The organism is Arthrobacter sp. ok362 (assembly GCF_900102785.1).
Classification (GTDB): domain Bacteria; phylum Actinomycetota; class Actinomycetes; order Actinomycetales; family Micrococcaceae; genus Arthrobacter.
Genome location: NZ_FNGC01000001.1, coordinates 224,276 through 250,469, shown reverse-complemented (window position 1 = coordinate 250,469; position 26,194 = coordinate 224,276). Strand labels below are relative to the sequence as shown.

At 68.0% G+C, this 26,194-nt stretch carries 23 protein-coding genes; 15 read left to right on the top strand and 8 right to left on the bottom strand.

All coding sequences use genetic code 11. The features are described 5' to 3' along the window. Window positions 1-92: 92 nt before the first annotated feature. Complete coding sequence (locus tag BLQ10_RS01035; protein WP_091557289.1) at window positions 93-1,505, bottom strand: MFS transporter; 1,413 nt, start codon at window positions 1,503-1,505, stop codon at window positions 93-95. Between the two features lie 317 nt (window positions 1,506-1,822). Here BLQ10_RS01035 and BLQ10_RS01030 point away from each other — a divergent pair, with 317 nt between their 5' ends. From BLQ10_RS01030 to BLQ10_RS01015, 4 genes are all read left to right on the top strand, one after another. After that, entirely contained in the window at window positions 1,823-3,211 is a 1,389-nt protein-coding gene (locus tag BLQ10_RS01030) for an MFS transporter (protein WP_254785357.1), read from the top strand. A gap of 1 nt (window position 3,212) precedes the next feature. Continuing rightward, the gene (locus BLQ10_RS01025) at window positions 3,213-5,483 is read left to right on the top strand and encodes a molybdopterin oxidoreductase family protein (RefSeq protein WP_091557284.1); all 2,271 of its coding nucleotides are present in this window, start codon (window positions 3,213-3,215) and stop codon (window positions 5,481-5,483) included. Then, complete coding sequence (locus BLQ10_RS01020; RefSeq protein ID WP_091557283.1) at window positions 5,480-7,039, top strand: FAD-dependent oxidoreductase; 1,560 nt, start codon at window positions 5,480-5,482, stop codon at window positions 7,037-7,039. Before BLQ10_RS01025 ends, BLQ10_RS01020 begins: the two co-directional genes overlap by 4 nt. Before the next feature lie 110 nt (window positions 7,040-7,149). Then, entirely contained in the window at window positions 7,150-7,443 is a 294-nt protein-coding gene (locus tag BLQ10_RS01015; RefSeq protein WP_091557280.1) for a hypothetical protein, read from the top strand. A gap of 141 nt (window positions 7,444-7,584) precedes the next feature. Here BLQ10_RS01015 and BLQ10_RS01010 read toward each other — a convergent pair whose 3' ends face one another. Continuing rightward, on the bottom strand, window positions 7,585-7,950 hold the full coding sequence (locus tag BLQ10_RS01010; RefSeq protein ID WP_139164156.1) for a hypothetical protein: 366 nt from the start codon (window positions 7,948-7,950) through the stop codon (window positions 7,585-7,587). A 290-nt stretch (window positions 7,951-8,240) separates the two neighbouring features. Here BLQ10_RS01010 and BLQ10_RS01005 point away from each other — a divergent pair, with 290 nt between their 5' ends. Both BLQ10_RS01005 and BLQ10_RS01000 read left to right on the top strand, forming a co-directional pair. Then, entirely contained in the window at window positions 8,241-8,873 is a 633-nt protein-coding gene (locus BLQ10_RS01005; protein WP_091557277.1) for a hypothetical protein, read from the top strand. A gap of 76 nt (window positions 8,874-8,949) precedes the next feature. After that, window positions 8,950-9,648, top strand: a complete 699-nt coding sequence (locus BLQ10_RS01000) for a hypothetical protein (RefSeq protein ID WP_091557274.1) — start codon at window positions 8,950-8,952, stop codon at window positions 9,646-9,648. Window positions 9,649-9,676: 28 nt separating this feature from the next. Here BLQ10_RS01000 and BLQ10_RS00995 read toward each other — a convergent pair whose 3' ends face one another. Continuing rightward, a complete protein-coding gene (locus BLQ10_RS00995) occupies window positions 9,677-10,222 on the bottom strand; it encodes a flavodoxin domain-containing protein (protein ID WP_091557272.1) in 546 nt (181 codons plus the stop codon). A 222-nt stretch (window positions 10,223-10,444) separates the two neighbouring features. Between BLQ10_RS00995 and BLQ10_RS00990 the strand changes: the two genes are divergently transcribed. After that, window positions 10,445-11,902 (top strand): benzaldehyde dehydrogenase, encoded by a 1,458-nt coding sequence (locus tag BLQ10_RS00990; protein WP_091557270.1) that lies wholly within the window; start codon window positions 10,445-10,447, stop codon window positions 11,900-11,902. A gap of 42 nt (window positions 11,903-11,944) precedes the next feature. Here the strand turns inward: BLQ10_RS00990 and BLQ10_RS00985 are convergent, their stop codons facing one another. Continuing rightward, window positions 11,945-12,643, bottom strand: a complete 699-nt coding sequence (locus tag BLQ10_RS00985) for a hypothetical protein (RefSeq protein WP_091557267.1) — start codon at window positions 12,641-12,643, stop codon at window positions 11,945-11,947. 37 nt (window positions 12,644-12,680) lie between these two features. Further along, complete coding sequence (locus BLQ10_RS00980; protein WP_091557910.1) at window positions 12,681-14,096, bottom strand: NAD(P)H-quinone dehydrogenase; 1,416 nt, start codon at window positions 14,094-14,096, stop codon at window positions 12,681-12,683. Between the two features lie 108 nt (window positions 14,097-14,204). Here BLQ10_RS00980 and BLQ10_RS00975 point away from each other — a divergent pair, with 108 nt between their 5' ends. Beyond that, window positions 14,205-15,023 (top strand): purine-nucleoside phosphorylase, encoded by an 819-nt coding sequence (locus tag BLQ10_RS00975; protein WP_091557266.1) that lies wholly within the window; start codon window positions 14,205-14,207, stop codon window positions 15,021-15,023. Window positions 15,024-15,105: 82 nt separating this feature from the next. Here the strand turns inward: BLQ10_RS00975 and BLQ10_RS00970 are convergent, their stop codons facing one another. After that, on the bottom strand, window positions 15,106-15,585 hold the full coding sequence (locus BLQ10_RS00970) for an RrF2 family transcriptional regulator (protein WP_091557263.1): 480 nt from the start codon (window positions 15,583-15,585) through the stop codon (window positions 15,106-15,108). Window positions 15,586-15,713: 128 nt separating this feature from the next. On the opposite strand from BLQ10_RS00970, the gene BLQ10_RS00965 reads away from it, so the two are divergent. Beyond that, window positions 15,714-17,453 (top strand): phospho-sugar mutase, encoded by a 1,740-nt coding sequence (locus tag BLQ10_RS00965; RefSeq protein ID WP_091557261.1) that lies wholly within the window; start codon window positions 15,714-15,716, stop codon window positions 17,451-17,453. On the opposite strand, the gene nirD is transcribed toward BLQ10_RS00965, so the two are convergent. Beyond that, window positions 17,450-17,842 carry a nitrite reductase small subunit NirD gene (gene nirD / locus BLQ10_RS00960; protein WP_091557259.1) on the bottom strand — a complete coding sequence of 131 codons (393 nt, stop codon included), beginning with the start codon at window positions 17,840-17,842 and terminating at the stop codon, window positions 17,450-17,452. The genes BLQ10_RS00965 and nirD overlap by 4 nt on opposite strands. Window positions 17,843-18,098: 256 nt before the next feature. Between nirD and nirB the strand changes: the two genes are divergently transcribed. From nirB to BLQ10_RS00930, 6 genes are all read left to right on the top strand, one after another. Further along, a complete protein-coding gene (nirB, locus tag BLQ10_RS00955; protein ID WP_091557257.1) occupies window positions 18,099-20,780 on the top strand; it encodes a nitrite reductase large subunit NirB in 2,682 nt (893 codons plus the stop codon). Between the two features lie 2 nt (window positions 20,781-20,782). Next, window positions 20,783-21,817, top strand: a complete 1,035-nt coding sequence (gene cobA / locus BLQ10_RS00950) for a uroporphyrinogen-III C-methyltransferase (RefSeq protein ID WP_091557254.1) — start codon at window positions 20,783-20,785, stop codon at window positions 21,815-21,817. Window positions 21,818-21,825: 8 nt separating this feature from the next. After that, window positions 21,826-23,037 carry a uroporphyrinogen-III synthase gene (locus BLQ10_RS00945; protein WP_091557252.1) on the top strand — a complete coding sequence of 404 codons (1,212 nt, stop codon included), beginning with the start codon at window positions 21,826-21,828 and terminating at the stop codon, window positions 23,035-23,037. A gap of 197 nt (window positions 23,038-23,234) precedes the next feature. Then, window positions 23,235-24,137: an FAD-dependent oxidoreductase gene (locus BLQ10_RS00940; RefSeq protein WP_091557249.1), complete on the top strand. Its 903-nt coding sequence runs from the start codon at window positions 23,235-23,237 to the stop codon at window positions 24,135-24,137. A gap of 159 nt (window positions 24,138-24,296) precedes the next feature. After that, on the top strand, window positions 24,297-24,995 hold the full coding sequence (deoC, locus tag BLQ10_RS00935; protein ID WP_091557248.1) for a deoxyribose-phosphate aldolase: 699 nt from the start codon (window positions 24,297-24,299) through the stop codon (window positions 24,993-24,995). A gap of 52 nt (window positions 24,996-25,047) precedes the next feature. Continuing rightward, on the top strand, window positions 25,048-25,272 hold the full coding sequence (locus tag BLQ10_RS00930) for a hypothetical protein (RefSeq protein ID WP_091557245.1): 225 nt from the start codon (window positions 25,048-25,050) through the stop codon (window positions 25,270-25,272). Window positions 25,273-25,359: 87 nt separating this feature from the next. Here the strand turns inward: BLQ10_RS00930 and BLQ10_RS00925 are convergent, their stop codons facing one another. Then, entirely contained in the window at window positions 25,360-26,190 is an 831-nt protein-coding gene (locus BLQ10_RS00925; RefSeq protein ID WP_175558430.1) for a metal-dependent hydrolase, read from the bottom strand. Between the last annotated feature and the right edge of the window lie 4 nt (window positions 26,191-26,194).

The following is a 26,194-nucleotide window of genomic DNA, read 5'->3' as shown; positions in this document are numbered from 1 at the left end:
ACGACACGGCCGTTGCAACTCCCCAAAATCCAGGGTGTTGCAACGACCGCCAGAACCCGGCGCACGCCGGGCTTCTGCGTTATCGGCGAGGCTTAGGCCACGTTGTTCTCGTAGTCGAGGTCCCGGGTTTCCTTGCTCACGAACAGGGCAATCAGCGTCAGCACGGCCATGGACGCCAGATAGACGCCCACCAGCACGGTGCTGCCTCCGGCCAGTTCCCAGAGCCAGACGGCGATGAACGGAGCCACGGCTGCGCCCAGGATGCTGGAGACGTTGTAGCTGATGGCGGAGCCGGTGTAGCGGACGTTGGTCGGGAACAGCTCCGGCAGCAGCGCACCCATCGGACCGAACGTCAGGCCCATCAGCGAGAAGCCGATGATCAGCAGCGCCATGGTGCCCACGAAGCCGGCGCTGAACAGCGGAACGAACAGCAGGCCGAAGACCAAAATACCGGTGGTGACGGCGATCAGCATCTTGCGGCGGCCGAATTTCTCGGCCAGCGGGCCGGAGACCAGCGTGAAGATACCGAAGAATACGACGCCGGCGATCAGCATCCAGAGGAAGTCGTTCCGGCTGAAGCCCAAGCCCGGGACGAACGCTGCCGCGGCGGCTTCGGTCATCGGCTTACCGGCCTTTTCTGCAGCTGCCTTCGCTGTGTCCAGGCTGGACGCCCGGGTGCCGTAGGTCAGCGTGAACGTGGTCATCAGGTAGAAGAGCACGTAGGTGGCCAGCATGATGAACGTGCCCAGGATCAGCGGACGCCAGCTGGTCTTGAAGACCCGTGCCAGCGGCAGCTTGGCAACCTCGTTGGATTCGAGGACCTTGGTGAAGGCCGGGGTCTCGATCAGCTTGAGGCGCACGTAGAGGCCGATGATGACCATGACGGCGCTGAGCAGGAACGGCACCCGCCAGCCCCATTCCATGAAGGCTTCCGGCGTCAGCGTGTAGCTGAAGACCAGGAAGATCACGTTGGCGATGATGAAGCCGATCGGGGCTCCCAACTGCGGGAACGTGCCGTAGATGGCTCGCTTGTGCGACGGGGCGTTTTCGGTGGCCAGCAGGGCCGCCCCGCTCCATTCGCCGCCGAGGGCCAGGCCCTGGGCGAAGCGCAGGACCACGAGGAGCGCCGGGGCCCAGAAGGCCCAGCCCGGGACGGTCGCCGTCGGCAGGCAGCCGATCAGGAAGGTGGCAATACCCATGGTCAGCAGCGAGGCAACGAGCGTGCCCTTGCGGCCGAACTTGTCACCGAAGTGGCCGAAGACGATCGAGCCGAGCGGGCGGGCGATGAACGCGACGCCGAACACAGCGAAGGACGCCAGCAGCTGGGTGGTCTCGTTCTGCCCGGGGAAGAAGAGCTTCGGGAAAACCAGCACGGCAGCGGTGGCATACACGTAGAAGTCATAGAACTCGACGGTGGTGCCGATCAGGCTGGCGACAATCACGCGGCCGCGCGAATTCACCTGCTTGGTGGACCCACGCTCCGCGGAGGTTGCAGTGGATGACATGTAGTAACGCTTTCATGAAGACCGGTCGGATGTTCCCCAAGAGCCCGATGCCCGGGGCCGCCGGCTAGGGATTCGTATATGTCTGATATTAGTTCCCACCGTCCAGCCAATGGACAAATAGTCCGTTATTTGGACATCGTGTCGTTGTCTCACGTGGTGGTCGTCACAGCCATTCTCACACCGTCATAAAAGCCCCGATAGGCAAAAGTCACAGCGCGTTAATAAACCGCGACCGTCCCTGAAACGCGCCGTCCCTACCTTGGAAAGACAACACCCCCAAGGAGGTCTCCCCCGTGACTGCTGAACGCACAGCCGAAATCGGCACCGCAGATGCCGGTGCTGCCCGCACTGACACTCTTACCCTCGACCACCGGCCCGGCCGCTGGATCGCCAACTGGGATGCAGAAAACAAGGAGCAGTGGGAATCGGCCGGCCGCTCGATCGCCCGGCGCAACCTGAACTGGTCCATCTTCGCCGAGTTCCTGGGTTTCGTGGTCTGGCAGCTCTGGTCGATTGTGGTGGTCCAGCTTCCCGCCGCGGGCTTCAAGTTCTCCACCAACGAGATCTTCTGGCTGATCTCCATTCCGAGCCTCGTCGGCGCCACGCTGCGGATCCCCTACACGTTCATGGTTCCGCGCTTCGGCGGCCGCAACTGGACCATCGTCTCGGCCCTGTTGCTGCTGATCCCCACGATCGGCCTGGGGCTCTGTGTCGCGAACCCGACCACCCCGTTCGGCGTCATGCTGTTCGTGGCCGCGCTCGCCGGATTCGGCGGCGGCAACTTCGCCAGCTCGATGGCGAACATCACCTTCTTCTACCCCGTACGGGAAAAGGGCTGGGCCCTGGGCCTGAACGCCGCCGGCGGAAACCTCGGTGCCGCCGTCGCACAGTTGGCCGTTCCGATCGCCATCACCTTGCTGGCGGCCGGCACCGTGAACCTGCCCGTCGCCGGCTTCATGTGGGTTCCGCTGATCCTCCTGGCAGCCTTCGGTGCCTGGAAGTACATGAACAACCTCACCAGCGCCAAGGGCGATGTCGCAGGTTCGCTGGCCGCGCTGAAGGAACCGCACCTGTGGATCATGGCGCTGCTGTACATCGGCACATTTGGATCCTTCATCGGCTTCGCCGGGGTGTTCCCCAAGCTCATCAAGGACTACTTCCCGGCGTTCTCCTCGATCGGCGTCGGCACCGTGGCACTGTCCCTGGCCTTCCTGGGCCCGCTGGTCGGATCCCTGGCCCGCCCCTACGGCGGACGCCTGGCGGACCGGATGGGCGGGGCCCGGATGACCGTCAGGGCCTTCGCGGCCATGGCCGTCATCACCCTGACCATGATCTGGACCCTGCCGCTGAAGAACTTCTGGCTGTTCCTGGTCCTTTTCCTGCTCCTCTTCACCGCCAGCGGCTTCGGAAACGGCGCCACGTACCGCATGATCCCGGTCATCTTCGCCACCACCAGCCGGGCCGCCCGCGCCGGTGCCAGCACCGTGACCACCCAGCGGCTCGCGTCCTCGGCCCTGGGCCTGATCTCGGCCATCGGCGCCTATGGCGGATTCGTCATCCCACAGGTGCTCAACGCCTCGAACTCCGCCAGCGGCTCCTACACCCCGGCGTTCTACGGATTCGTGGGGGCCTACGTCCTGATGCTCGCCGTTTGCTGGTTCTTCTACATCCGCAACGCCAACCGAAACGCGATGGGACACGTCTAACATGACCACCGGCGCCGACACGCACTGCCCCTACTGCGCCCTGCAGTGCGCCATGACGCTCACATCTGAAGCGGCTCTAACCCCGGCTGTCCGGCCGGGGTCAGACCCCGTGCCCGCCGCGCCGGCTCCGGCCGCCGCGGTTGGTGGGGAAATCCCGCTCCTGACGGTCAGTGGGCGGGACTTCCCCACCAACCGCGGCGGCCTCTGCCGCAAGGGCTGGACCTCCGCCTCGCTGCTGGACCACCCCGGCCGCGTCACGGAGCCCCTGCTGAGGGGCGCCGACGGCGTCCACCGCCCGGTCAGCTGGGACGAGGCCCTCGCTCGGATCGTCGCGGCCGTGAAGCGGGCCCGCGCCGGGCACGGCGCGGACGCCGTCGGCGTGTTTGGCGGCGGCGGCCTCACCAATGAGAAGGCCTACCAGCTGGGCAAGTTCGCCAGGCTGGCCCTGGGCACCTCGCGGATCGACTACAACGGACGGTTCTGCATGTCCTCGGCCGCCGCGGCCGGCATGCGCTCATTCGGCCTGGACCGCGGGCTCCCGTTCCCGCTGGCGGACCTCGACGCCGCCAGCACCATCCTGATGCTCGGCTCCAACGTTGCCGAGACAATGCCGCCCTTCGTCCAGCACCTCCAAGGGGCACGCGACGCCGGCGGGCTGATCGTCGTCGACCCGCGGCGCTCCGCCACCGCGGCGTTCACATCCGACGGCGGCGGCCTGCACCTGCAGCCGCTGCCCGGCACCGACCTCGCCCTGCTGCTGGGCATCTCCCACGCGGTGATCCACGAGGGCCTGGCCGACGCCGGTTACATCGCGGACCGGACCACCGGTTACGACGCCGTGGTGCGCAGCGTCGGAAGCTTCTGGCCGGAACGGGTCCAGTCGATCACCGGTGTCCCCGCCGGGCTGATCCGTGAAACCGCCCGGCGGCTGGCAGACGGCGCCCGCAAGGGCGGCAGCTACATCCTCACCGGCCGCGGCGTCGAACAGCACGTCGACGGCACTGACACCGCCACGGCCGCCATCAATCTCTCCCTCCTGCTGGGCCTGCCGGGCTCCGCGCGCAGCGGCTACGGCACCCTCACCGGCCAGGGCAACGGCCAGGGCGGCCGCGAACACGGCCAGAAGGCGGACCAGCTCCCCGGCTACCGGAAGATCACCGATCCCGCCGCCCGCGCCCACATGGCCAAGGTCTGGGGCGTGCCCGAAACCCTGATCCCCGGCCCCGGCCTCCCCGCCGTCGAACTCCTCAAGTCCCTTGGACAGCCCGACGGCGTCCGGTGCCTCTTCGTGCATGGCGCCAACCTGGCGGTGTCTGCCCCGGATGCGAACGCCGTGATCGCGGGCCTGCGCAGCCTGGACTTCCTCGTGGTGTGCGACTTCTTCCTTTCCGAAACGGCCGCCGAGGCGGACCTGGTCCTGCCGGTCACCCAGTGGGCCGAGGAAGAAGGAACCCTGACCAACCTCGAGGGCCGTGTGCTGCGCCGGCGCCGGGCCCTCACTCCCCCGCCCGGGGTGCGCAGCGAGCTGTGGATCATGACCCGGCTGGCCGAATTGCTGGAGGCACCGTCCACGTTCAGCGAGGACCCGGAAACCGTGTTCGAGGAACTCCGGCTCGCGTCCTCCGGCGGCCTGGCCGACTACTCCGGGATCGACTACGCCATGCTGGACCGCGGCGAGGCCGCCTACTGGCCCTACCCCGCCGGAAGCGAAGGAACGCCGCGGCTCTTCCTGGACGCTTTTGCGCACGGCGACGGCCGGGCGGTGTTCACGGCGGTGACGCCCCGGCGTCGTACTGTTTCTTCTGCCTCCGCGTCCGGGGCCAAGCGGGCCGGTTCTGACCAGTCCGGAACGCCGATGACCCTCATCACCGGCCGGCTCATGGAGCACTACCAGTCCGGGGCGCAGACCCGCCGGGTCGCTGCCCTGGCCGAGGCCCAGCCCGAGGCACGGCTGCAACTCCACCCCGCGGCGGCGGCCGCCCAGGGTATCGCCGACGGCGACTTCGTCTCCATTTCCAACGAACGTGGCGAGGTCAGCTGCCGCGCCGAGCTCAGCACCGACATCCGCCCGGAGACGGTGTTCCTGCCGTTCCACTTCCCGGAACTCGAGAGCGCCAACCGGCTCACCGAGGCGGCGACGGACCCCATTTCCGGGATGCCCGAGTTCAAGACCAGCAAGGTGTGGATCCGCCCGACGGCGTCGGCGGATCCGCAGACCAATGTTCACGCAGGTGCCCAAGCCCGCGTTCTTCAAGCAGAGGAGGCCTCATGACTGAGCGGATTGTGGTGGTGGGCTTCGGGCCCGTCGCGGCGAGGCTGATCGACGAGCTGCTGCCGGCCGTGCGCAGCGGGCTCGCCCACCTGACCGTGATCGGCGAGGAGTCCGAGGCCGCGTACAACCGCGTGCTGGTGGCGGATCTCGGCGTCGGCCGGACCACGCCGGCCGCCCTGGCCCTCTCGGACGCTGCCGCGCTGGTGGCCGAGGGCATCGACGTCCGGCTGGGCGTCCGCGTCCGGCGTGTGGACCGCGCCCGCCAGCGGGTTTTGTTGAGCGACGGCACCTCGCCCGGCTACGAGCGGCTCGTCTTCGCCACCGGTTCGCGGCCTGTCATCCCCAACCTCACCGGGCTCAACCCGGACCCGGCCGCGCCGGTGCTGCCGCCGGGCGTGACCGCGCTGCGGGATCTCCGCGACGCGTCCGTGCTCCACTCTGCTGTGGCGGGCGGCAAGCGCGTGGTGGTCCTGGGCGGCGGCGTGCTGGGCCTGGAGACGGCCCTCGCCGCGGCCGAGGAAGGCGCCACCGTGACCGTGGTGCACAACGGTCCGCACCCCCTGGGCCGGAACATCGACCGCGGCGGCGGCGCCGTACTCGCGGCGTCCCTGCGGAATTGCGGCGTGCGGGTGGCCGGCAACGCCCGCTCTGTCGGCGTGGAGCACAACGGCCCCGACGGCGGTTTCTCGGCCCTGCTGCTCGATGACGGCTCCGCGATCGACGGCGACTTGCTGGTGCTCTCCTGCGGTGTCCGGCCGCGGACCGAGCTGGCCGAAGGCTGCGGGCTCTCCACCGCCACCGGGATCCTGGTGGACCACCGTTTGAGGGCGCACCACGAGCCCCACATATTTGCGATCGGCGACTGCGCCGAGGTCCGCTGCCCGGACCCCGAGTGCGTTCAGTGCCGGACCGCGCGGGGGCCCTCCGGGCTGGTGGGCCCGGGCTGGCGGCAGGCCGAATGGCTCGCCGACTATCTGACCCTCTTGGCGTCCGGCGCCGAGGCGGAGGCCGAGGCCTTGCCGCCCCTTCCGGCGGAACTGCCGGGAGTGATCGTGCTCAAAGCCCGCGGCATGAACATGGCCGTGGCCGGGGATGTATCTGCTGACCCGTGGGACGAGGAAGCCCTGACCGCCGGCGCCGTGAACGGCCGGGCCAGGCTGCATATTGCCCAGTGGGCCGATCCCGAGCACGGCCGCTACGTGAAGATGACGACCCGCGCCGGGGTGCTCGAGGGCCTCGTGGCTGTGGGCATGCCCCGCACCTCGGCAGAGCTCGTGCAACTGTTCGAACGCGGCGCCGAGCTGCCGGCGGACAGGTCTCTGCTGCTGCGCCTGGACGGGCCGGACCAGGCCGCTGCTGCGGGCGCGGTGGACCCCTCCCGGACGGTCTGCCGGTGCGCCGGCGTCAGCGGGACGGAGATTGCGTCTGCCGTTATTGACGGATGCGCGACGGTGCCAGAGGTTTCAGCGGCCAGCCGGGCCGGCACGGGCTGCGGCGGTTGCCACGAGGACATTAGGGGGATCATCGAGGCGCACTTTCAGGGGGCGGTTGCCTGACGCCTCGCCGCGGGATGGCGCTGAGCCCTTAGCTGCCCAGATTTCCGGGGGCGCTGGATAGGAAGTAGGCTTACGATGTCACCAACGGCACAGTTTGAGAGGACGAACCAATGGCTAAGAACGGCAGCAGCGAAGACGGCTTCATCATTCCGAACCCTTCGAAGATCCGGGAGGACATTCCAGGCGACGCCGGCGATGAGGCCAACGTGATCCGCTTCAGTGAAGAGCAAGCCCTCATCGAGGAACAGGCCCACGGCATCCGCCCGGAGCGTTACAACGTCCCCAGCGGCGGACCCACGATGGCGGAAGCACGCGGGAACATGGACCTGCCGCCCGAGGACGCTGAAAGCTCTCCCTCCAGCGACAGCAGCGACGACGGCCTCCACGGCGGCGCTGAAGAGTAGTTCCGCGGTCTGCCGAGCGCCCCCGCAGCCCTTCTTCGGTGAATCTCGACGTCAGCCAGGTGCTTGATCAGTCGTGGACGGTACACATTCTGACGCCCGGGGGCGGGATGCACTTCTCAGCCGGACACCTGAGCGGCCGCGCTACCCCCTTGTGGACCCCCGGCCCATGGCGGTTTCACTAAGATACGACGCCTGGTCGAACTCCTTCTGCCACTCGACATGCTCCCGGCGGGCGTCCAGCCGGCGGTCGGCATTCCACCTCGGCAGGTAGTCAGCCGCGGGGAGCGCGCGGGCAGGCTTGGCCACGGGCCGGGAGTGGACGGGCTTGGCCACGGGCCGGGTCTGGACGGGCCTGGGTGCGGGGCGGCGGTTCGGCTTCGAATCAGCCACCGTCAAAATGATGAAGGCGCGCACAATGCGCGCACATACCCAAAGGCCGAGCCCAATCAAGATGTAGTTCCAGAATACGACCACCAGCGCAATGGCCAATAGCACGACGATCCACATAGCGACACTATTGCACATGCGACACGCCGGAGATAGAGGTCTTACTCCCTGATCGCCCGTGCGGGGGTTGTCGTCCGTATCGTCCTCACCCCGTCGTTGCGGACAATGAGCAGGAACCGCGCCAGCTCGTCCATCGTGAGCGCCGTTGACGAATGTAAGGCCCGATCGAAGCCGGAGTTCAGGACGATCAGGATCCCCTACAACCCGAAGCGGGCCGTTCTCCCCTTGCCACAGCCGCTGGGGCGGGGATGCAATGAACGTAGGGCCCGTTCGTCAGCAGGAGGCTTCCCATGAACGTCCCGGTCATCTTGGCGCTCGGCGCGATCGTTGTGTTCGCCGTCGTCATCGTCATGACACGCGCCAAGGAGCCGCAGGAGCGGGCCACCGCGCTGACGCGCACCGGCGCGGCCGTCATGGCCGTGTTCACCGTCGTCGCGGGAATCTTCATCGTCGGCTACGTCATGCAGGATCCGGGCGGCAATGCCGGGCTGATCATCACCCTCGTGTGGCTGGTGCCGATGCTCATCCTGGCGGTCGCGGCCTGGTTCTGGCCGGCGGCCACCGCTCCCCTGCTGCTCGCCTTGGCGTCCGCCTTCATCGCCGCCTGCGTATGGCTCGCTTTCGACCCCACGGCCCTGCGCAGCTTCGTCAGCGAAAACGGTCCCATCATTGCCGTCAGCGTCGTCGCGCTTGCCTTCCCGGCCGCCGTACTCGGCCTGAAACGCACCGCACTGGCAGGGTGGCTGCTCGTAGCCCTCGGCGTCCTGCCGCTCGTAATCACGCTCATCGCAAGTTCCGGCCCCGTGGGATCGCTAGTCGCGGCCAGCGTGGTCCCCCTGGTCTGCGGGATCGCCTATCTGGTATCCGCCCGGATGGTGATCGAAAGCACGGCATCGGGAGATCACCGGGCGGCCGCCGCCTAAAAGCTGCCGGCCGCTGCAGACCCCTGCCGCGTAACGCGAATCGGACCACGGCCCAGCGGCAGGTAGCATCGGGGCCATGATCGACGAAGACGACGACATCACCGAAGAACTGCTGGCCGACGCCGGGAAACTCACCGGGCTGAGCCTGGAACTGCTCGGACTCGACCCGCACCCGGACGAGATGACGGCCGAGCAAAGGCTCCAGTTTGATCCCGAGGACCTGGCCGAAATGGCCGCCGTCTCACCGGAGGACCGTCACAAAGCCGTGCGCCAGACCCGCCTGCTGGCCGGACTCCTGTGGAACTCGTCCAGCATCCTCATCGACCAGCTGTTCCGCGACCTCGGAACGCTCAGCACGCTTGACGTTCTCACGCCGGCCGACATCGCCGGCACCTCCGTCCTGTCCTCACTGCCGCCACAGTTCGCCGCGAGCTACGACGCGAAGTTCACCCAGAAGTTCATCGTGGTCTCGGCCGACGTCACCGCATCCCTGGTCCGGGGCTGGACCGCCCCCGGTTGCCTCGCAGCGGCACTGGCCGTCCGTTGCCTGCTCGATCAGGCGGAAATCACCGAGGAGATCTACGAACTGGACCTTCCGGAGAACTGGCGGGCCGCCGTCGAGGAAGTCCTTCTGGAGGATGCCGACAGCGAAGCGCTCTACTCCGACGACGACGGCGACGGTCTGGACCGCGCCGACGCCGGGGCGCTGGGCTTCGAGCACTGGTTCCGGCCCTTTGCCCCCGGCGACACGGTTCCGCCGTACGCCTACTCCTGAGCCCTACCCCCACTCCTGAGCCCGACGCCTATGCCTGACTGCCCGGCTTGGCCAACCACGCCAGATAGTCTTCGGTGAAACGCTGGACGCCGTCCCACTCGGTGTAGACGTAGTCACGGGTGGTGTCCGTGTCCAGGGAACCTTTGTCTTTGGCGATCTTCTTCATCAGGTGCCTCTTGATGAAGCCGTAGTGGGTGTAGAGCAGCGCACCGGCAAACAACCCGACGTGCGCGGGCCGCCATCCCGTTTCCTCCTCGAACTTCTCCACGTAACCCTCGGCGTTTTCCTCGTCTCCGTGGGCAGCCAGGCTGACCGAAACCAGGGCGGAGGGCAAACGCTCGAGCTCGCCGCGGTTCTTCTTCACGAAGTCCGTGACGTGCCCCTCGTGTTTGCCCATGTGGACGGAGGCCGCGACGATCACACCGTCGTAGCCGTCCGGAAGTGTGCCACGGGAATGTTTGAGGTCCGCCGTCTCTGCCTGGTGCCCGTGCGCCCGGAGCAGCTCGGCCATGTACTCCGCGATCTGGGAGGTCTGTCCTTCAACGCTCCCGTAGGGGATATAGATCTTGGTCATGATCCATGGTGTCGGCGCCCGGCTGCGACGCGATACGGCCGAAAGGCCCGCGGAGCCCGTCCCGGCACCGCGCCCTTGACGACCGCGCCCTTGACGACCGCGCTCTTGACGACCGCGCTCTTGACGAAGGTGGCCCGCCGACGTGAGATGGACCTAGGCCCGGTCCGGTTCGCATTCGACCGGCCGGTACACAAGCATGAGTCCACGACGAAAGGACACCACATGTCCCTGCTCGAGTCCTCCCTGTGGGAGGGCAAGATCTACCTCAACGGCTGGCGGCCCGGCAGCGGCGGGACCGGCGACGCCGTCGAACCCGCCACCGGCGAAACACTGGGCCACTACGGCGTGGCCTCCGTGGAGGACGTCCGCGAGGCCGCCGCCGTGGCCGCGAAAGCGCAAAAGGAATGGGCCGCCCGCAACCCGGAGGACCGCGCCGCCGTGCTGCGCCGCGCGGGACAGCTCTGGGAGGAGCATGCGGCGGAAATCCAGGACTGGATCGTCAGGGAATCCGGCGGCATCCCACCCAAAGCAGGGCTGGAAACCCATATCGCGGCCAACGAATGCTACGACGCCTCCGCCCTGCCCTCCCTCCCGGCAGGGGACGTGCTGACCTCGAACGAGAACCGCTGGTCCTTCGCCCGGCGCCGGCCCGTCGGCGTCGTCTCGGTGATCGCGCCTTTCAACTTTCCGCTCATCCTCTCCATCCGCGCTGTCGCCCCGGCGCTGGCCCTTGGCAACGCCGTGCTGCTCAAACCTGACCCGCGCACGGCGGTCTGTGGTGGCGTCACCCTGGTCCGGGTGTTCGAGGAGGCGGGGCTTCCGCCCGGCCTGCTGTCCCTCTTGCCCGGCGGCGCCGAGATCGGTGCCGCCGCCGTCGAGGCGCCCGAGGTCCGCGTTATCGCCTTCACGGGGTCGACGGCGGCCGGCCGCAAAGTGGGCGAGGCGGCCGGCAGGCTGCTCAAGCATGCCCACCTGGAACTCGGCGGGAACAGCGCCATGATCGTGCTGCCCGGCGTCGACCTCCCCAAGGCTGTTTCCGCCGCCGCGTTTGGCTCCTTCATGCACCAGGGGCAGATCTGCATGGCGTCCGGCCGGCATATCGTGCACGAGGACATCTACGAGGACTACGTCAGCGCCCTGGCGGAAAAGGCTCGCCATTTGCCGGTGGGCGACCCCAAGAGCGGAACGGTGGCGCTGGGCCCGGTGATCGACGAGAAGCAGCTCCACCGGGTGGACACGATCGTCCAGGACGCGGTGCAGGGCGGCGCGCGGCTGGCAGCCGGCGGCAGCCATGACGGCCGCTTCTACCGGCCCACCGTGCTCGCCGACCTCGCCCTCGCCAGCCCGGCGTGGAAGGACGAAATCTTCGGTCCCGTGGCCCCGGTGATGAAGTTCTGCACCGTGGACGAGGCTGTGGCTCTGGCCAACGACAACGAATACGGGCTCGCCATCGGGATTCTGGGCGACGTCGGCATGGCCATGACGATCGCCGACCGGCTCGACTCCGGCAAAGTCCACATCAACGAACAGACCGTGTCCGACGAGGCCAACTCGCCCTTCGGCGGGGTCAAGAACTCGGGCAACGGCTCGCGGGTCGGTGGCCATCACGCCAACATGGAATCCTTCACGGAAATCCAGTGGCTGACCGTGCGGCCGGACATTGCACCGTACCCGTTCTAGGACCAAGTAAAAAGGAGGTTCCCGGCGGCCGTTGCCGCCGGCTCAGGCTCCGGGCTCGAACGCCACCGTTCCGAGCATCAGGATGCCGCGCTGGGGGATCCAGAAATCCCCCAACTTGTCCTGGACCGGCAGGGCCGACGGCTTTCCCAGGTCCTGTCCCCCCAGCACGGCCCGGCTGCCCGCGACGATCCACATCCACCGGGGGCGGACCGCGAAACTTTGGCCGTTGGTAACCTGGCCCGTCAGCCCGATGTGGCCGGCCCCCAGGAACGGACCGGCGACGGCCCCCATGGACCGCAGGAAATGGCGGTTTCGCCAGAGCCCCTCCGGTGCTGCGCCGGACACCGCCGACATGAGCCGGGTGACCGTCGTGGGACGCAACGTGAGCTCCCAGTGCAGAACAGCCCCGCCGTCGACATCGACTGTAAAGGCGTGATCCTCGCTCCACGTGATGGAAATGCGGGACATCGACGCGGATTCGAGTGCCGTGCCGAAATACCGGGGGCAGGAGAGTCCGGGGTCCACGGTGCCATGCATTGACCACGCGCCGGCGGGGTTGCGGATCCAGACCGAGGTGTACCCCGGCCCGATCGACGACGTGGCGAATCGCCGCAATGCCAGAACGTAGCCGGAACTGAACGGAACACCGGTCACGCCGTACCCGACGAATTGTTCCTCGTCCCCGGCAGGCGGTTGGGCCGCCCGCTCGACGGCGTCGATCAGGGCCTGGGGACTCTGCATGGCATCAGCCTCCGGATTCGGGCGGGCCTCCGTTGAGTTACATATGAACGTGGAGCCGCCGGGCTGCTTCGGAGATGGAGCCGCTCAGCGAGGGGTACACGGTGAAGGTGCTGGCAATGTCGTCGACATGCAGTTTCTGCGTCACGGCGATCGAGATCGCGAAGATGAGCTCAGACGCGTTCGGGCCCACGACGACGCCGCCGATGACGGTGCCCGAGCCCTTGCGGGCGAAGATCTTGATGAAGCCGTCGCGGTGGTTGCGCATCTTGGCGCGGGCGTTGCTGCGCAAGGACAGCTTGATGATGTCGCCCTGGTATTTGCCGGAGTCGATCTCGGCCTCGGAGACGCCCACGGAGGCGATCTCGGGCGAGGTGAAGATGTTCGATGCCACCTGGTGCAGCTTGATCGGCATGACGGCGTCGCCCAGGAAGTGGGCCACGGCAATCCGGCCCTGCATCGCGGCCACGGAGGCCAGGGCCAGGACACCGGTGCAGTCGCCTGCGGCGTAGATGTTCGGCGCCGTGGTGCGCGAGACGCCGTCGACCTTGATGTGGCCGCTCTCGGTGAGCGCGACGCCGGCTTCCTCCAGGCCGATTCCGGCGGTGTTCGGGATGGAGCCGACGCAGACCAGGCAGTGGCTGCCGGTCACTTTTGAACCGTCCCCGAGGGTGACAACGACGCCGTCCTCCGTGCGCTCCACGGTCTCGGCGCGGGCCCGGGAGAGGACCTTCAGCCCGCGGCGTTCGAAGACGCCCTCGAGGACCTCCGCGGCGTCGGTGTCCGAGCCCGGCAGCACGCGGTCGCGGCTGGAAATCAGGGTGACTTTGGAGCCCAGGCCGTTGTAGGCCGAGGCGAATTCTGCTCCCGTGACACCGGACCCCACCACGATGAGCTCTTCGGGGAGTTCGTCCATGTTGTAGATCTGGGCCCAGTTCAGGATGCGCTCACCGTCCGGACGCGCGGTGGGCAGCTCGCGCGGATGGGCGCCGACCGCCAGCAGGATCGTGTCGGCTTCCACCGTCTCGGTGCCCTCGGCGGTCAGGACCTCGATCGTGTGGTTGTCCACCAGTCGGCCCGAGCCGATCACGATGCGGACGTTCTGGTGTTCCAGGCCGGCCTGGATGTCCTCGGACTGCTTGCGCGCCAGGCGGAGCAGGCGGTCGTTGATGTGCTTGAGGTCCGCGCGCATCGCCGGGGCAAAGTCGCCGCCGTCGACGTCGAACTTGACGCCCAGCTCCCCCGCCTCAGCTACGCGGGTCATCAGGTCCGCCGTCGCGATCAGGGTTTTGGAAGGAACGACGTCGGTCAGCACCGCGGAGCCGCCGAGTCCCGCACGCTCGATGATGGTGACCTGCGCCCCCAGCGAGGCGGCGACCATGGCGGCTTCGTAGCCGCCGGGCCCTCCGCCGAGAATTGCGATGCGGGGTGAGCTGAAGTCAGGATGCGTAGTCACAAACAACTATTGTCCACCATCCGAACCGGAGCCACCAAGAATCCGGGCCGCGCGCGGGTCCAGCCGTGCATGCTGGGCAGCAGGCCCGGCACGCGATAACTTGTACCAGTGAGTTATACAGAATTCCTGAACGCGGACCCCTTCGACGCCGCACGAGACGCCGCCAACTACATCGCCGAAGAGACGGGCGTCGACTCCCACGATGTCGCGCTGGTCCTCGGATCGGGCTGGGGTGACGCGGCCGAGCTGATCGGCGAGACCACCGCAACCCTGTCCGCCAGCGAAATCCCCGGTTTCTCCGCACCGTCTGTGGTGGGGCACGTGGGCACCATCCGCTCGGTACTGACCAAAGAGGGAAAGCGGGCCCTCGTCCTGGGCGCACGCACACACTACTACGAGGGCAAGGGCGTCCGCTCCGTGGTTCACGGCGTGCGCACCGCCGCGGCCGCCGGCTGCAAGACCCTCGTGCTGACCAATGGCTGCGGCGGGCTCAACGAGAACTGGACGCCCGGCACGCCGGTGCTCATCAGCGACCACATCAACCTCACCGCCACTTCTCCGCTGGAAGGGGCGAAGTTCGTGGACCTGACGGACTTGTACTCCTCACGGATCCGCGGCCTGGCCCGCGAGGTGGACCCGTCGCTGGACGAAGGCGTCTACGCCCAGTTCACCGGCCCGCACTACGAGACGCCCGCCGAGGTGCAGTACGCCAAGCGGATCGGCGCTGATCTGGTGGGCATGTCCACGGCACTGGAGGCCATAGCCGGCCGCCACGCCGGCATGGAGGTCTTCGGCATCTCGCTCGTGACCAACCTCGCCGCCGGGATCAGTCCGGTACCGCTCAGCCACGGGGAGGTCCTTGAGGCCGGCCAGGCGGCCGGACCGCGGATTTCCAAGCTGCTCGCAGAGATCATCGCCAAGCTCTGATCTGGGCCCTGATCCAGGAACCGGCGGGCCCCTCGGGGACCCACCCGGTCCACGCCAAAAGTCCTGGACTACCTCGCTGCGGTTATTCCACAGCCAGGTAGTCCAGGACTTTTGCCTTGTCAGCCGGGAACCGCCGCTCCATCGAGTCCGCAATCCCGGCGACGCTTTGGCGCGCCAAGGCCTGGCGCCAGGCGAGTTCGGCCTGACGCATGGTCTGGGAAATGAGGCACGTCCGCGCGAAGTTCTCCTGCCGATGTGGTTCCGGGACATTCCCGAGGATCGCCTCACACCGGAAGGCCGGCTCCTGGCCCTCCAGCGCCAGCACGATGTCCAGCACCGAGATGTTTTCCGGCCTGCGCGCCAAAAGAAATCCGCCGCGGGGCCCCGAGACAGACTCCAGCACACCGGCCCGGACCAGCGACTGAAACTGCTTGTTGAGATAGGCGGCCGGGAGTTTGTAGAACTCGGCCAGCCGTGCGCTGTTCACCGGCTCACCCGGCGGTGTCCATGCCATGTTGACGCAACTGTGCACGGCCCATTCCACGCCACGGCCCATCTTCATATTCCAGACGTTACGTGTCCGGAAATTTGGGTGTCAAGGTGCCGCCTGAGGCTTTGAGATGGAACTGAAACCCCAACTCTCGATTCTCTGGGCAGGAATCGCTCGCGATTGGCGATAGTTTGGTTCTTATGACGTCTTCTGATGCCGAACTGGCCCGACTCCTGAGCGATGCCCGCGACTGGGCAAACCAGGACCCGGACCCCGCCACCGCCGCCACCCTGTCTGAGCTGATCCGCCTCACCGATGGAGGCGTCGCCGGGGCCCGCCAGGAGTTGGCCGACAGCTTCAGCGGCACCCTCGAGTTCGGCACCGCCGGACTGCGGGCGGCCCTCGGTCCGGGACCGAACCGGATGAACCGCGCAGTGGTCCGCCGCGCCGCCGCCGGCTTCACCGCCTTCCTCACCAACGCCGTCGAGCAGACCTCCCCCGGCACCCGGCCGCGCGCCGTCGTCGGCTACGACGCCCGCTACAACTCCGATATTTTCGCCGAAGAAACCGCCGCGATCCTCACCGCGGCCGGCGTTGAAACCTTTTTGATGCCGGCCGCGCTGCCCACCCCGCTGCTCGCGTACGCGGTGCGGGCGCTGGACTGCGACGGCGGCGTCATGGTCACCGCCAGCCACAACCCGCCGCAGGACAACGGGTACAAGGTGTACCTCGGCCGTCACGCGGTTGAGGAAAGCGGCCGCGGCGCCCAGATCGTGGCGCCCTACGACGCCCTGATAGCGGCGAAGATCGACGCCGTCGGCGCCCTGGACTCCATCGTTCTGGCCGCGGACGGGTGGACCGTGCTGGAGCCCTCGATCGCCACCGAATACCAGGGCGCCATCGCGGCCCTGGCGGTTCCGGAGCACTTCCCGGCCCGCGGGCTGAAGATCGTCCTGACCCCCATGCACGGCGTGGGCGGGGAAACGGCGGTGGCTGTGCTGAACGCCGCCGGTTTCGCCGACGTCACGCTTGTCACGGAACAGGCGCAGCCGGATCCGGACTTCCCCACGGTGAACTTCCCCAACCCGGAAGAGCCCGGGGCGCTGGATCTGGCCCTCGAGGCGGCGACGCGCGAGGGCGCCGACATCGTGATCGCCAACGACCCCGACGCCGACCGGGCAGCCGTGGCGGCGAAGGACCCTGCCACCGGCGCGTGGCGCATGCTGCGCGGCGATGAGGTGGGCGCCCTGCTCGGTGCCCACGTCGTGGCCCGGCAGGCCGCAAGCGGCGAGGCGCCGGCCGGCGTATTCGCAAACTCGATTGTGTCTTCCCGGTTGCTGGCGCGGATCGCGGCCGCGGCAGGCTACGCCCACGAGGAAACCCTGACCGGCTTCAAGTGGATTGCCCGCGTGCCGGGGCTGGTCTACGGCTACGAGGAGGCGCTGGGCTATTGCGTCGCCCCGTCGCTGGTGCGCGACAAGGACGGCATTTCGGCGGCGGTGTTGATCGCCGAACTCGCGGCCGCCGCAAAGGCCGGGGGCAAGACCATCTTCGACACCCTGGACGAGCTCTACCTGGTGCACGGGCTGCATGCGAGCGACCAACTCAGCATCCGGGTGGCGGACCTCGGCCTGCTGGACGCGATGATGAACCGGCTGCGGGTCAGCCCGCCGGAATCGTTCGGCGGCTCCAGCGTCGAGGCCGTCACGGACCTGGCCGTGGGCAGCGAGCACCTCCCGCCGACTGAGGGCTTGCTGTACCTGACGAGGGACCTCAGCCGCGTCATCATCCGTCCCAGCGGCACGGAACCGAAGCTCAAGTGCTACCTGGAAGTCATACGCAGTGTCGGTTCGGCCGCCGAGCTTCCGGCGGCCCGGGACGAGGCCCGCGCCGCGCTGGACAGCGTCCTTGCGGACGTCCGCGAGGCCCTGGGCCTCTAGAGTTCTACCTCAATGTATCCGCCCGCAATCCGGGTAACGAAGGTGGCCAGCCGAAGCTCCGGGCTGCCGAGGCACTGCCCCGTAGCGAGGTCGTAGACCTCCTTGTGCAACGGCGAAGCCACCGTGGGGCGGTCCCCGCGGGACCCCGTGATGCCGCGGGCCATGACGTTCGCCCCGGTCGCCGGGTCTTCCTGTGCCACGGCGAAAACCTCACCGGACACGGTGCGGAACAGGGCAACCTGCCGGCCCGCGATCAGTGCCGCCTCGCCCCACGCGGGTTCCAGGTCAGCCACGGCGCACACCCGGTGCCAGCGGGCCGCGGATCCAACAGCCGGCTCAGCGGCCTGATCCTCAATCTCGTGTATTGCGGTTTCAAGTACGGCGGTCATCCCGGCCCCTCTCTGATACATCCCTTACGGGCTCAACCGCTGCTGCGGCCACATATTCAAGCTAGGCCCGCGGTGTTTCATCCGGACGCGCCGGATGTGTCCGGCGCGTAAAAGAGAGCTCACACGGCCGGAAATGCATTCGTGATGCAGAAGTTAAGATCACGAAACATAAGGGAAACTGAAGCGAAATTCCCTTTGCCTAGTCTGGGACGACAAGCTGCAGAGCACCGTCTGCGGCCCATGCGAAAGGCCCACCGTGACCGGACACCCCTCAAGCCACCCGAACCAGGACGCAGCCAGCGCCGCCCCGCGCCGTATTGTGGTGGCCGGCGGCGGCCCAGCAGCGCACCGTTTCGCCGATGCCATGCACGCCCGCGGACTTGATGGCTGGCACGTTACAGTCCTCACCGAGGAAGCCCACCTCCCCTACGACCGCGTTGCGCTGAGCAAGGCACTGACCGACAGCGACGTCGACCTCACCCTGGGCAGCGCTTCCATGTGGGACCACACGGCCCTGAACCTGAAAACCGGCGAGCGCGTCATCAGCATCGACGCCGCCGGCAAGACGGTCAAGACCGCGACGGGAACGGACTATCCGTATGACGAGCTCGTGGTCGCGACGGGCTCGGACGCGGCCCGTTTGCCCATCCCGGGCTCCGAACTCACCCACGTGTACCGCACCCTTGAGGACGTCTGGTCCATCAACAAGGCGATCGCGGACCTCACCGGGAAGCTTGGCCGCAAGGTCAACGCAGTCACCATCGGCGGCGGTCTCCTGGGCCTGGAATCAGCGGCCGGCACCGAACAGCTCGGCGCCACCCCGATCGTCATCAACGGCTCGCCGTGGCTCATGAACACCCAGCTGGACGAGGGTGCCGGACAGGCGCTCGGCCGCCTCATCGAGGCCAAGGGCTTCACCGTCCACGGCGGGGTGTTCCCCTCCGAGGTCCTCTCCGACGACGCCGGCCAGGTCACCGGCGTCCTCATGGCCGACGGCCGGATCATCGACGCCGACATCGTGATCGTTGCGATCGGTGTGCGGCCCCGCGATGAGCTGTTCCGGGCCGCTGAGGGCGCACAGCAGCACTTCCAGCTCGGCCAGCGCGGCGGCGTTGTCATCTCCGAGGACTGCTCCACGGAGGTTCCCGGCATCTGGGCAATCGGCGAGGTCGCCAACTTCGGCGGCATGTGCCTGGGCCTCGTGGCGCCGGCCAACACAATGGCCGAAATCGTCGCGGACCGGTTGCATGGCGGCGACGCAACCTTCCCCGGCTTCGACACGGCCACCAAGCTCAAGCTCTCCGGCGTCGACGTCGCCAGCTTCGGGGACGCCTTCGCCCGCACGGAACACGCGCTCGAAATCGTCTACGCCGACCCCGCCCGCGGCGTCTACCAGAAGATCGTCACCACGGACGATGCCAAGACCCTGCTCGGCGGGATTTTCGTCGGCGACGCCTCGCCCTACACTTCCCTGCGCCCCATGCTGGGCCGCGAACTGGCGGCCGAGCCCGGCGCCTACCTTACCGCGGCCGGCGGCGGCGACGCCCCGGAGACCGAACTGCCGGACGATGCCATTTTGTGTTCCTGCAACAACGTCTCCGCGGGAACCATCCGCGACACCGTCAACGGTTGCGGGGCCTGCGACGGCAACGCGCCCGTCCGGGAACTCGGCGAGCTGAAGGGCTGCACCCGCGCCGGAACCAGCTGCGGTTCCTGCGTGCCGATGCTCAAGAAGCTGCTCGAGACGGAACTGACCAAATCCGGCGTCGAGGTCTCCAAGGCACTCTGCGAACACATCGAGCTGTCCCGCCAGGAACTCTTCGACGCCATCCGCGTCTTGGAACTGACCTCCTTCGAGGAGATCATGGCCAAATACGGCACCGGCGCCGGCTGCGATATCTGCAAGCCGACCATCGCCAACATCCTGGCCAGCCAGAACAGCGCTTACGTCCTGGACGCCGGCCGCGGCACCCTGCAGGACACCAACGACCGCGCCCTGGCCAACATGCAGAAGGACGGCACCTACTCGGTGGTTCCGCGCATCGCCGGCGGCGAGATCACCCCCAAGAAACTCGGCGTGATCGCCGCGGTCGCCGAGCAGTACGGCCTCTACACCAAGATCACCGGCGGCCAGCGGATCGACATGTTCGGCGCCCGGCTGGAGCAGCTTCCGGAAATCTGGAAGGTACTCGTGGATGCCGGCTTCGAATCCGGCCAGGCCTACGGCAAGAGCCTGCGCACGGTGAAGTCCTGCGTCGGCTCCACATGGTGCCGCTTCGGCGTCCAGGACTCGGTGGCCATGGCCATCGCGCTCGAGTTGCGCTACCGCGGTCTCCGCAGCCCGCACAAGCTGAAGATGGGTGTCTCCGGCTGCGCCCGCGAATGTGCGGAGGCCCGGGGCAAGGATGTCGGCGTCATCGCCACCGCGGACGGCTGGAACTTGTACGTCGGCGGCAACGGCGGGGCCACCCCGGCGCACGCCCAGCTGCTGGCCAAGGACCTCGACGACGAAACCCTGATCAAGTACATCGACCGCTACTTCATGTACTACATCCGCACCGCCGACCGGCTGCAGCGCACCGCGCGCTGGCAGGAAGAGCTCGACGGCGGCATCAAGCACGTCGAGGACGTGGTGGTACACGACACCCTGGGCATCGCCGAGGACCTCGAGGCCGCCATGGCCAAGCACGTTGACACCTACGTCGACGAATGGGCCGACACCCTGAAGGATCCCGAGCGCCTCCGCCGCTTCCGCTCCTTCGTCAACGCCCCGGACCAGAAGGACGATTCCATCACCTTCGTCTCCGACGAGCGCGGCCAGATGCGCCCCGCCACGGCAGAAGAAAAGGCGCTGGCCGGTCAGCAGCCAGTGCTGATCGGCGCTTCCATCCCGGTCCGTGCCACCACCCCGGAACTGCCTGACGAGAACGAGGTATAGCCATGCAGCTCACCATTGACCTGACCGGACGCGAAGTCCTGGTCACGGGCGCGGACCACGCCGCGCGGCAGGCCGTGCGGCGCTATGAAGCGGCCGGCGCCATCGTGTTCCGCCTCAGCTCCCCGCAGGGCGCCGGAATTGACGGTCCGCTGCCCGAGCGCCCGTTCCTGGTGGCGGCAGTCGACGACGGCCAGCCCGGCTGGGAGGCTCTCCTGGGCCGGTGCCAGGCCACCGGCATTCCGGTGGCGGCCGAGCCCGCTGCCGGCCCGGTGGGACACGTCACGCTAGTCGGCGGCGGCCCCGGGACCGCCGAGCTGCTCACCGTCGCCGCCGTTGCGGCGCTGCGGGATGCCGACGTCGTCTTCTACGACCGGCTCGCCCCGTACCAGGAGCTGCCGTCCCTGACCTCGGCTGCGCTCGTGGATGTGGGCAAGAAGCCCGGCCACCACAAGGTCAGCCAGGCCGACATCGAAAGGCACATGGTGGAAAGCGCGCTGGCCGGGAACAATGTGGTCCGCCTCAAGGGCGGGGACCCCTACGTGTTCGGGCGCGGCGGTGAGGAAGTCGCTTCCTGCGTCGCGGCCGGGGTTCCGGTCCGGGTGGTGTCGGGAGTGACCAGCGCCATCTCGGTGCCGGCGGCCGCCGGCATCCCCGTCACGCACCGCGAAGTCAGCCACATGTTCACCGTCGTTTCAGGCCACGCCCCGCTGACCGAGAAAGAACTGACGCACCTGGCCGGGCTCGGCGGAACCATTGTGGTCCTGATGGGGATCGGCACCCTGCACCACCTCGCGGCCGGACTCCGCCGGGCAGGGATGCGGGCAGACATGCCGATGGCCGTCGTCGAACGCGGCTACCGCCCCGGCCAGCGCACCACAATCGCCGAGCTGGGCACCATCACGTCCGCAGCCGCGGGCTGCAGCAACCCCGCCGTCCTGGTGATCGGGGAGGTTGTCCGGGTGGCCGAGGCCAACCGGGGCTGTGCCGAGGCCACGGCAGAGCTCGACCGACTGGCCGCATCACTGATGGAGGCGTAAGGATTCCCATGAGCGCATTGAACGCCGTCGCCGCAACATTCCCGGAGCCCGGCGCACCCTTAACACCGTTGGTCCCCGCAACTTCCGGAGCACCCGCGCCGGAAGCATCAGAGGACGCGACCGAACGGGACCTTCCTTTGGACGGCTTCCGGATCGGCGTCACCTCGCACCGCCGCTCGCAGGACCTCATCGAGGCCCTCGAGCGCCGCGGTGCCGAGGTGCTTCACGCCCCGGCACTGAAGATCGCCCCGGTCCGGGAGGACCAGAGCCTGATCGAGGACACCCGGGCGATCATCGCCGCCCGGCCCGAACTTTGCATCGCCACCACCGCCTACGGCATGCGCCGTTGGTGCGAGGCCGCGGACACGTTTGGCATTGGCGACCAGCTGCTCGAGACCCTCTCCGCCACCCGGATGTTCGTCCGCGGGCCCAAGGCCCGCGGCGCCGTGCGTGCGGCCGGGCTTGCCGACGTCGGAATCAGCAGCGACGAAACCACGGCCACGCTCGTGGACATGCTCCTTGCCGAGGGTGTGCGGGGCAAGACAGTCGCGGTGCAGCTGCACGGCTACACCGATGTCCGCCAGCTCGAGCGCCTGCGCATGTCCGGCGCCACCGTCCTGACCGTCACCCCTTACCGCTGGGTCAAACCCGACGGCGCCGACCGGCTGCCCAAGCTCATCGAAGCCGCGTGCAGCGGCAACCTGGATGTCCTGACCTTCACGAGCGCCCCCGCCGTGGACGCGATGTGGAGCACGGCGCATGAGATGGGCGTCTACAAACAGCTCGTGGAGAGCCTGAAGACCACTGTGGCGACCGCCGTGGTCGGGCCCATCACCGCGCAGCCGCTGCTGGACGCCGGGCTGCACCCGCTGATCCCGGAACGCTTCCGGATGGGCGCCCTGATCCGGCTGGTCTGCGAGCACCTGGCGCTCAACCACGTCCGCCGGCTCGATACAGTTTCCGGTTCCGTGGAGCTGCGCGGCCGCTCGCTGCGGATCAACGGCGAGGCGGTCGACATGGCACCGGCACCCCTGCTGCTGCTGCGGGCGCTCATCGGCGCTGGCGGGGCCGTGCTGTCCCGCGAGGCGCTCTCGGACCTCCTGGAACTGCGCGGTTCCGTGCATGCCCTGGACATGACCGTCAGCCGGCTGCGGTCCGCGCTGCCGGACACCCGTCTCGTGGAAACCGTGGTGAAGCGCGGCTACCGGATCCGGGTGTAACGGAGGTGTCTGAGCTGTCTCCAAGGAGGCCCGCCGCGGGGGTGTGACGCACGGCATTACCGGCCGGTAAATACTGGCGAACAGGCAGGGCAAAAGCGGCAACACCCGGGAAACACCCCGGAAAAATCGGACGCCTACGCTGGGGTTCATCAAGCACACCGGCCACACGATGGCCACCCCAGCGAAAGGGCCTGCACATGTCCGCTCCGGCATTCTCTCCCACCTCCGGCACATCCGCCTCGACGGCAGCCGCTTCCACCACCGCCACCACGGCCGCCCGGCCCAGGATCGTCATCGCCGGCGCCGGCACGGCCGCCCAGGCCCTCGTCCGGCAACTCACCCGGACCCCGTTTGCCGGCGCCATCACGGTCCTCAGCAACCGGGACGACGCCCCCGAGGAATTGCTGGAGCTGGCCGTCCTGCCCCAGGTGTCCGTCCGCTTTGGCCAGCCGGCCAGCTACATCGACGCGGAAAACCGTCGTGTGACCACCGCCGACGGCATGGAATTCGACTACGACGAGCTCGTCATCGCCACCGGTTCCGCTCCCGCCGAGGCGCCGGTGGAAGGCGCCGCGCGGTGCCTGAGCTATTCCACGATCGACGACGCCGCCCGGCTGGGCGAGGCCGTCAAGGACGTCACCCGGGTCCTCGGCCGGCGTCCGCTGGGCATCTTGGTCGGCACGGGCTCCGCCGCCGGCCAGGCCGAGGCCGTGCTCCGGGCCCGCGGCGTCCGCCCGGTCCGCACCACCGTCCGCCCCGCCGCGGTCGTTCCCACCGTCGCCGGGTCCGTCCTGCCGGCGTCCGGCGTCGTCTTCGAGGACGGCTCCAGCATGAACGGTGACCTCGTGATCCTCGCCGAGGAGCGCATCGCCCGTGACGAACTGGCCGCCACGGCCGGGCTTACCACCGCGCCGCGGGGCGGCATTGTCATCGGCCAGGACTTCCGCACCTCCGTACCGGGCATCTGGGCGGTCGGTGACGCCGCAGCCTACGACGGCGTCCGGCTGGGACTGCTCGTGGCCTCCGGTTCCGCCGCGTCGGTGTGTGCCTCCCAGCTGCTTCAGGCCACGATTGCCCGGCCCCTGGCGGCCGCCGCCTGAGCGTGCGCGGGCGCCCCGGCGGAGGCATCCAACGGGCATGTTCCTATGGCAAGATGGTCACCTGATAAGCCGCGCACCATGCGGCGCCGCCAGGGCCCGCAGGCCCACAAGGCCCGGGAAGGACCGCCGCGTCCCCGGCCCGCCACGAAAGGGACCACCATGAGCCACGAAGCCGCCACCGCGGGCACGCCCAACATCGCCTCCTACATCGACCACACGCTGCTCAAGCCGGAGGCCAGCGAGGCGGAGATCCTAAAGGTGTGCGCCGAGGCGGCCGAATACCATTTCAAGTCGGTCTGCGTGAACCCGGTCTGGGTCAAGACGGTCAAGACCGCGCTCAAGGGCTCCGGCGTCCTGACGTGCTCCGTGGTGGGATTCCCGCTGGGCGCCACGCCGAGCGACGTCAAGGCCTTCGAGGCCCGCGGCGCGGTCCTGGACGGTGCCGAAGAGGTGGACATGGTCATCAACATCGCCGCTGCCCGCGCCAATGACAAGGGCGCACTGGTGGATGACATCGCCGCCGTCGCCGACGTGGTGCACGAGGGCGGAGCCATCCTGAAGGTCATCATCGAAACGGCACTGCTCAGCGATGATCAGAAAGTGCTCGCCTGCGAGGCCGCGGTTCAGGCCGGGGCGGACTTCGTGAAGACCTCCACCGGCTTCAACGGTGGTGGGGCCACGGCCGAGGACGTCGCGCTCATGCGCCGCACCGTCGGTCCGGACCTGGGCGTGAAGGCCTCCGGCGGCGTGCGTTCCGTGGCCGATGCGCAGGCTATGATTGCTGCAGGTGCAACACGTATTGGCGCCAGCTCCGGCATTGCGATCGTCAAGGGTGAACAGGGTTCGTCCGCGTACTGATCCACGCCGGCAGCGCCACAGTTTTGAGCCCCCCGGGGCCGAGGAGGAACGAATGTCCAGCAACAACACCCAGTCCCGGCAGGTCGAGAACAGCCTCGGATCGAGCATCGCCCTGTTCGTGCCGATGATGATCCTGTTCGGCGGCGCGCTCTACTCGCTGTCCTTCCTCACGCTGGAAAACCCCTGGCCGATGGCCGTCTGCCTGATCCTCTTCGCAGCCGCGTTCTGGATCCCGCAGACGCTGCTGGGCCGCTCGGATTCGGCCGGCGAAAACTAGGCTTTCCCTTTGTTAAATGACTGAAGCTCCGGGATATTCCGGAGCTTCAGTCATTTAAGGTGCTTTGGGTCAGTTAACGAACTCGGCCTACCCGGGCACCAGCGCGAACAGGCCCTTGACCAGCCCTGTCCCCAACGCCAGGGCCGCCGGGAAGTGCGCCTTGGCCACAGCCAGGCCGGCGCCAAACATCCCCATCATCGCGTAGCCACTCACCGGGATGAGGACGAACCATTCCCGCCGTGAGCCCGCCCGGCCCAGCAGCGGGATGGAGAACGCCCCGTTGGCTTTCCAGATGTTCTTGAGCAGCGGCAGTTTCCGCAGGACCTTCGGCGGCTTGATCACCAGTGGCCAGAGCAGCGGCACTCCCCCGGTGGTGATCATGTCCCCGACAATGTGCACCAGCACCCCGGTGAGCATCGAGACCGGCAGCCAGGTCCACTGGTGCGGCGCAAACCACGTCACCACTCCTGCCATGAGCAGCGCCAAGACCCAGTTGCTGATCCAGCCGGACTTAGGAAAGAGTTTCAGTGCCTTCGCGGCGATGTTGATCATGAACATGCACAGCAGGCCGGCCCCGACGGACAGCAGCCCCCACTGGGTCTGCACCTGCAACTGCCCGGCGATGGTGGCCAGCAGCACGAAGAACGCCGCGCCCAGCACCGAATGCGTGCCCTGCCGGTGGCCCCCGCTGACATTCTCAATGCCGCGCGCCACCAGATTGGACAGCGGCGGCAGCGCGTGCGCCACTGTACTGGCGCGGTGGTCCCAGTCGCAGACCAGCGCGGTCCCCGCCGTCGCCATGGCGCCGATCACGATTCCCGTGGGATCCAGGGGGTACCAGCCGAGCGCATACGGGCCGGTCGAGGCAATGGCTACCCACGCCGCGGCTCCCGACGCGGCGTGATGTGCTCCCATCATTCGT

Bases quoted from the DNA above. Each gene is read 5' to 3' on its own strand.
- BLQ10_RS01035 (WP_091557289.1), bottom strand. From the start codon at position 1,505: ATGTCATCCACTGCAACCTCCGCGGAGCGTGGGTCCACCAAGCAGGTG.
- BLQ10_RS01025 (WP_091557284.1), top strand. From the start codon at position 3,213: ATGACCACCGGCGCCGACACGCACTGCCCCTACTGCGCCCTGCAGTGC.
- BLQ10_RS01020 (WP_091557283.1), top strand. From the start codon at position 5,480: ATGACTGAGCGGATTGTGGTGGTGGGCTTCGGGCCCGTCGCGGCGAGG.
- BLQ10_RS01015 (WP_091557280.1), top strand. From the start codon at position 7,150: ATGGCTAAGAACGGCAGCAGCGAAGACGGCTTCATCATTCCGAACCCT.
- BLQ10_RS01010 (WP_139164156.1), bottom strand. From the start codon at position 7,950: ATGTGGATCGTCGTGCTATTGGCCATTGCGCTGGTGGTCGTATTCTGG.
- BLQ10_RS01005 (WP_091557277.1), top strand. From the start codon at position 8,241: ATGAACGTCCCGGTCATCTTGGCGCTCGGCGCGATCGTTGTGTTCGCC.
- BLQ10_RS01000 (WP_091557274.1), top strand. From the start codon at position 8,950: ATGATCGACGAAGACGACGACATCACCGAAGAACTGCTGGCCGACGCC.
- BLQ10_RS00995 (WP_091557272.1), bottom strand. From the start codon at position 10,222: ATGACCAAGATCTATATCCCCTACGGGAGCGTTGAAGGACAGACCTCC.
- BLQ10_RS00990 (WP_091557270.1), top strand. From the start codon at position 10,445: ATGTCCCTGCTCGAGTCCTCCCTGTGGGAGGGCAAGATCTACCTCAAC.
- BLQ10_RS00985 (WP_091557267.1), bottom strand. From the start codon at position 12,643: ATGCAGAGTCCCCAGGCCCTGATCGACGCCGTCGAGCGGGCGGCCCAA.
- BLQ10_RS00970 (WP_091557263.1), bottom strand. From the start codon at position 15,585: ATGAAGATGGGCCGTGGCGTGGAATGGGCCGTGCACAGTTGCGTCAAC.
- BLQ10_RS00965 (WP_091557261.1), top strand. From the start codon at position 15,714: ATGACGTCTTCTGATGCCGAACTGGCCCGACTCCTGAGCGATGCCCGC.
- nirD (WP_091557259.1), bottom strand. From the start codon at position 17,842: ATGACCGCCGTACTTGAAACCGCAATACACGAGATTGAGGATCAGGCC.
- cobA (WP_091557254.1), top strand. From the start codon at position 20,783: ATGCAGCTCACCATTGACCTGACCGGACGCGAAGTCCTGGTCACGGGC.
- BLQ10_RS00945 (WP_091557252.1), top strand. From the start codon at position 21,826: ATGAGCGCATTGAACGCCGTCGCCGCAACATTCCCGGAGCCCGGCGCA.
- BLQ10_RS00940 (WP_091557249.1), top strand. From the start codon at position 23,235: ATGTCCGCTCCGGCATTCTCTCCCACCTCCGGCACATCCGCCTCGACG.
- deoC (WP_091557248.1), top strand. From the start codon at position 24,297: ATGAGCCACGAAGCCGCCACCGCGGGCACGCCCAACATCGCCTCCTAC.
- BLQ10_RS00930 (WP_091557245.1), top strand. From the start codon at position 25,048: ATGTCCAGCAACAACACCCAGTCCCGGCAGGTCGAGAACAGCCTCGGA.
- BLQ10_RS00925 (WP_175558430.1), bottom strand. From the start codon at position 26,190: ATGATGGGAGCACATCACGCCGCGTCGGGAGCCGCGGCGTGGGTAGCC.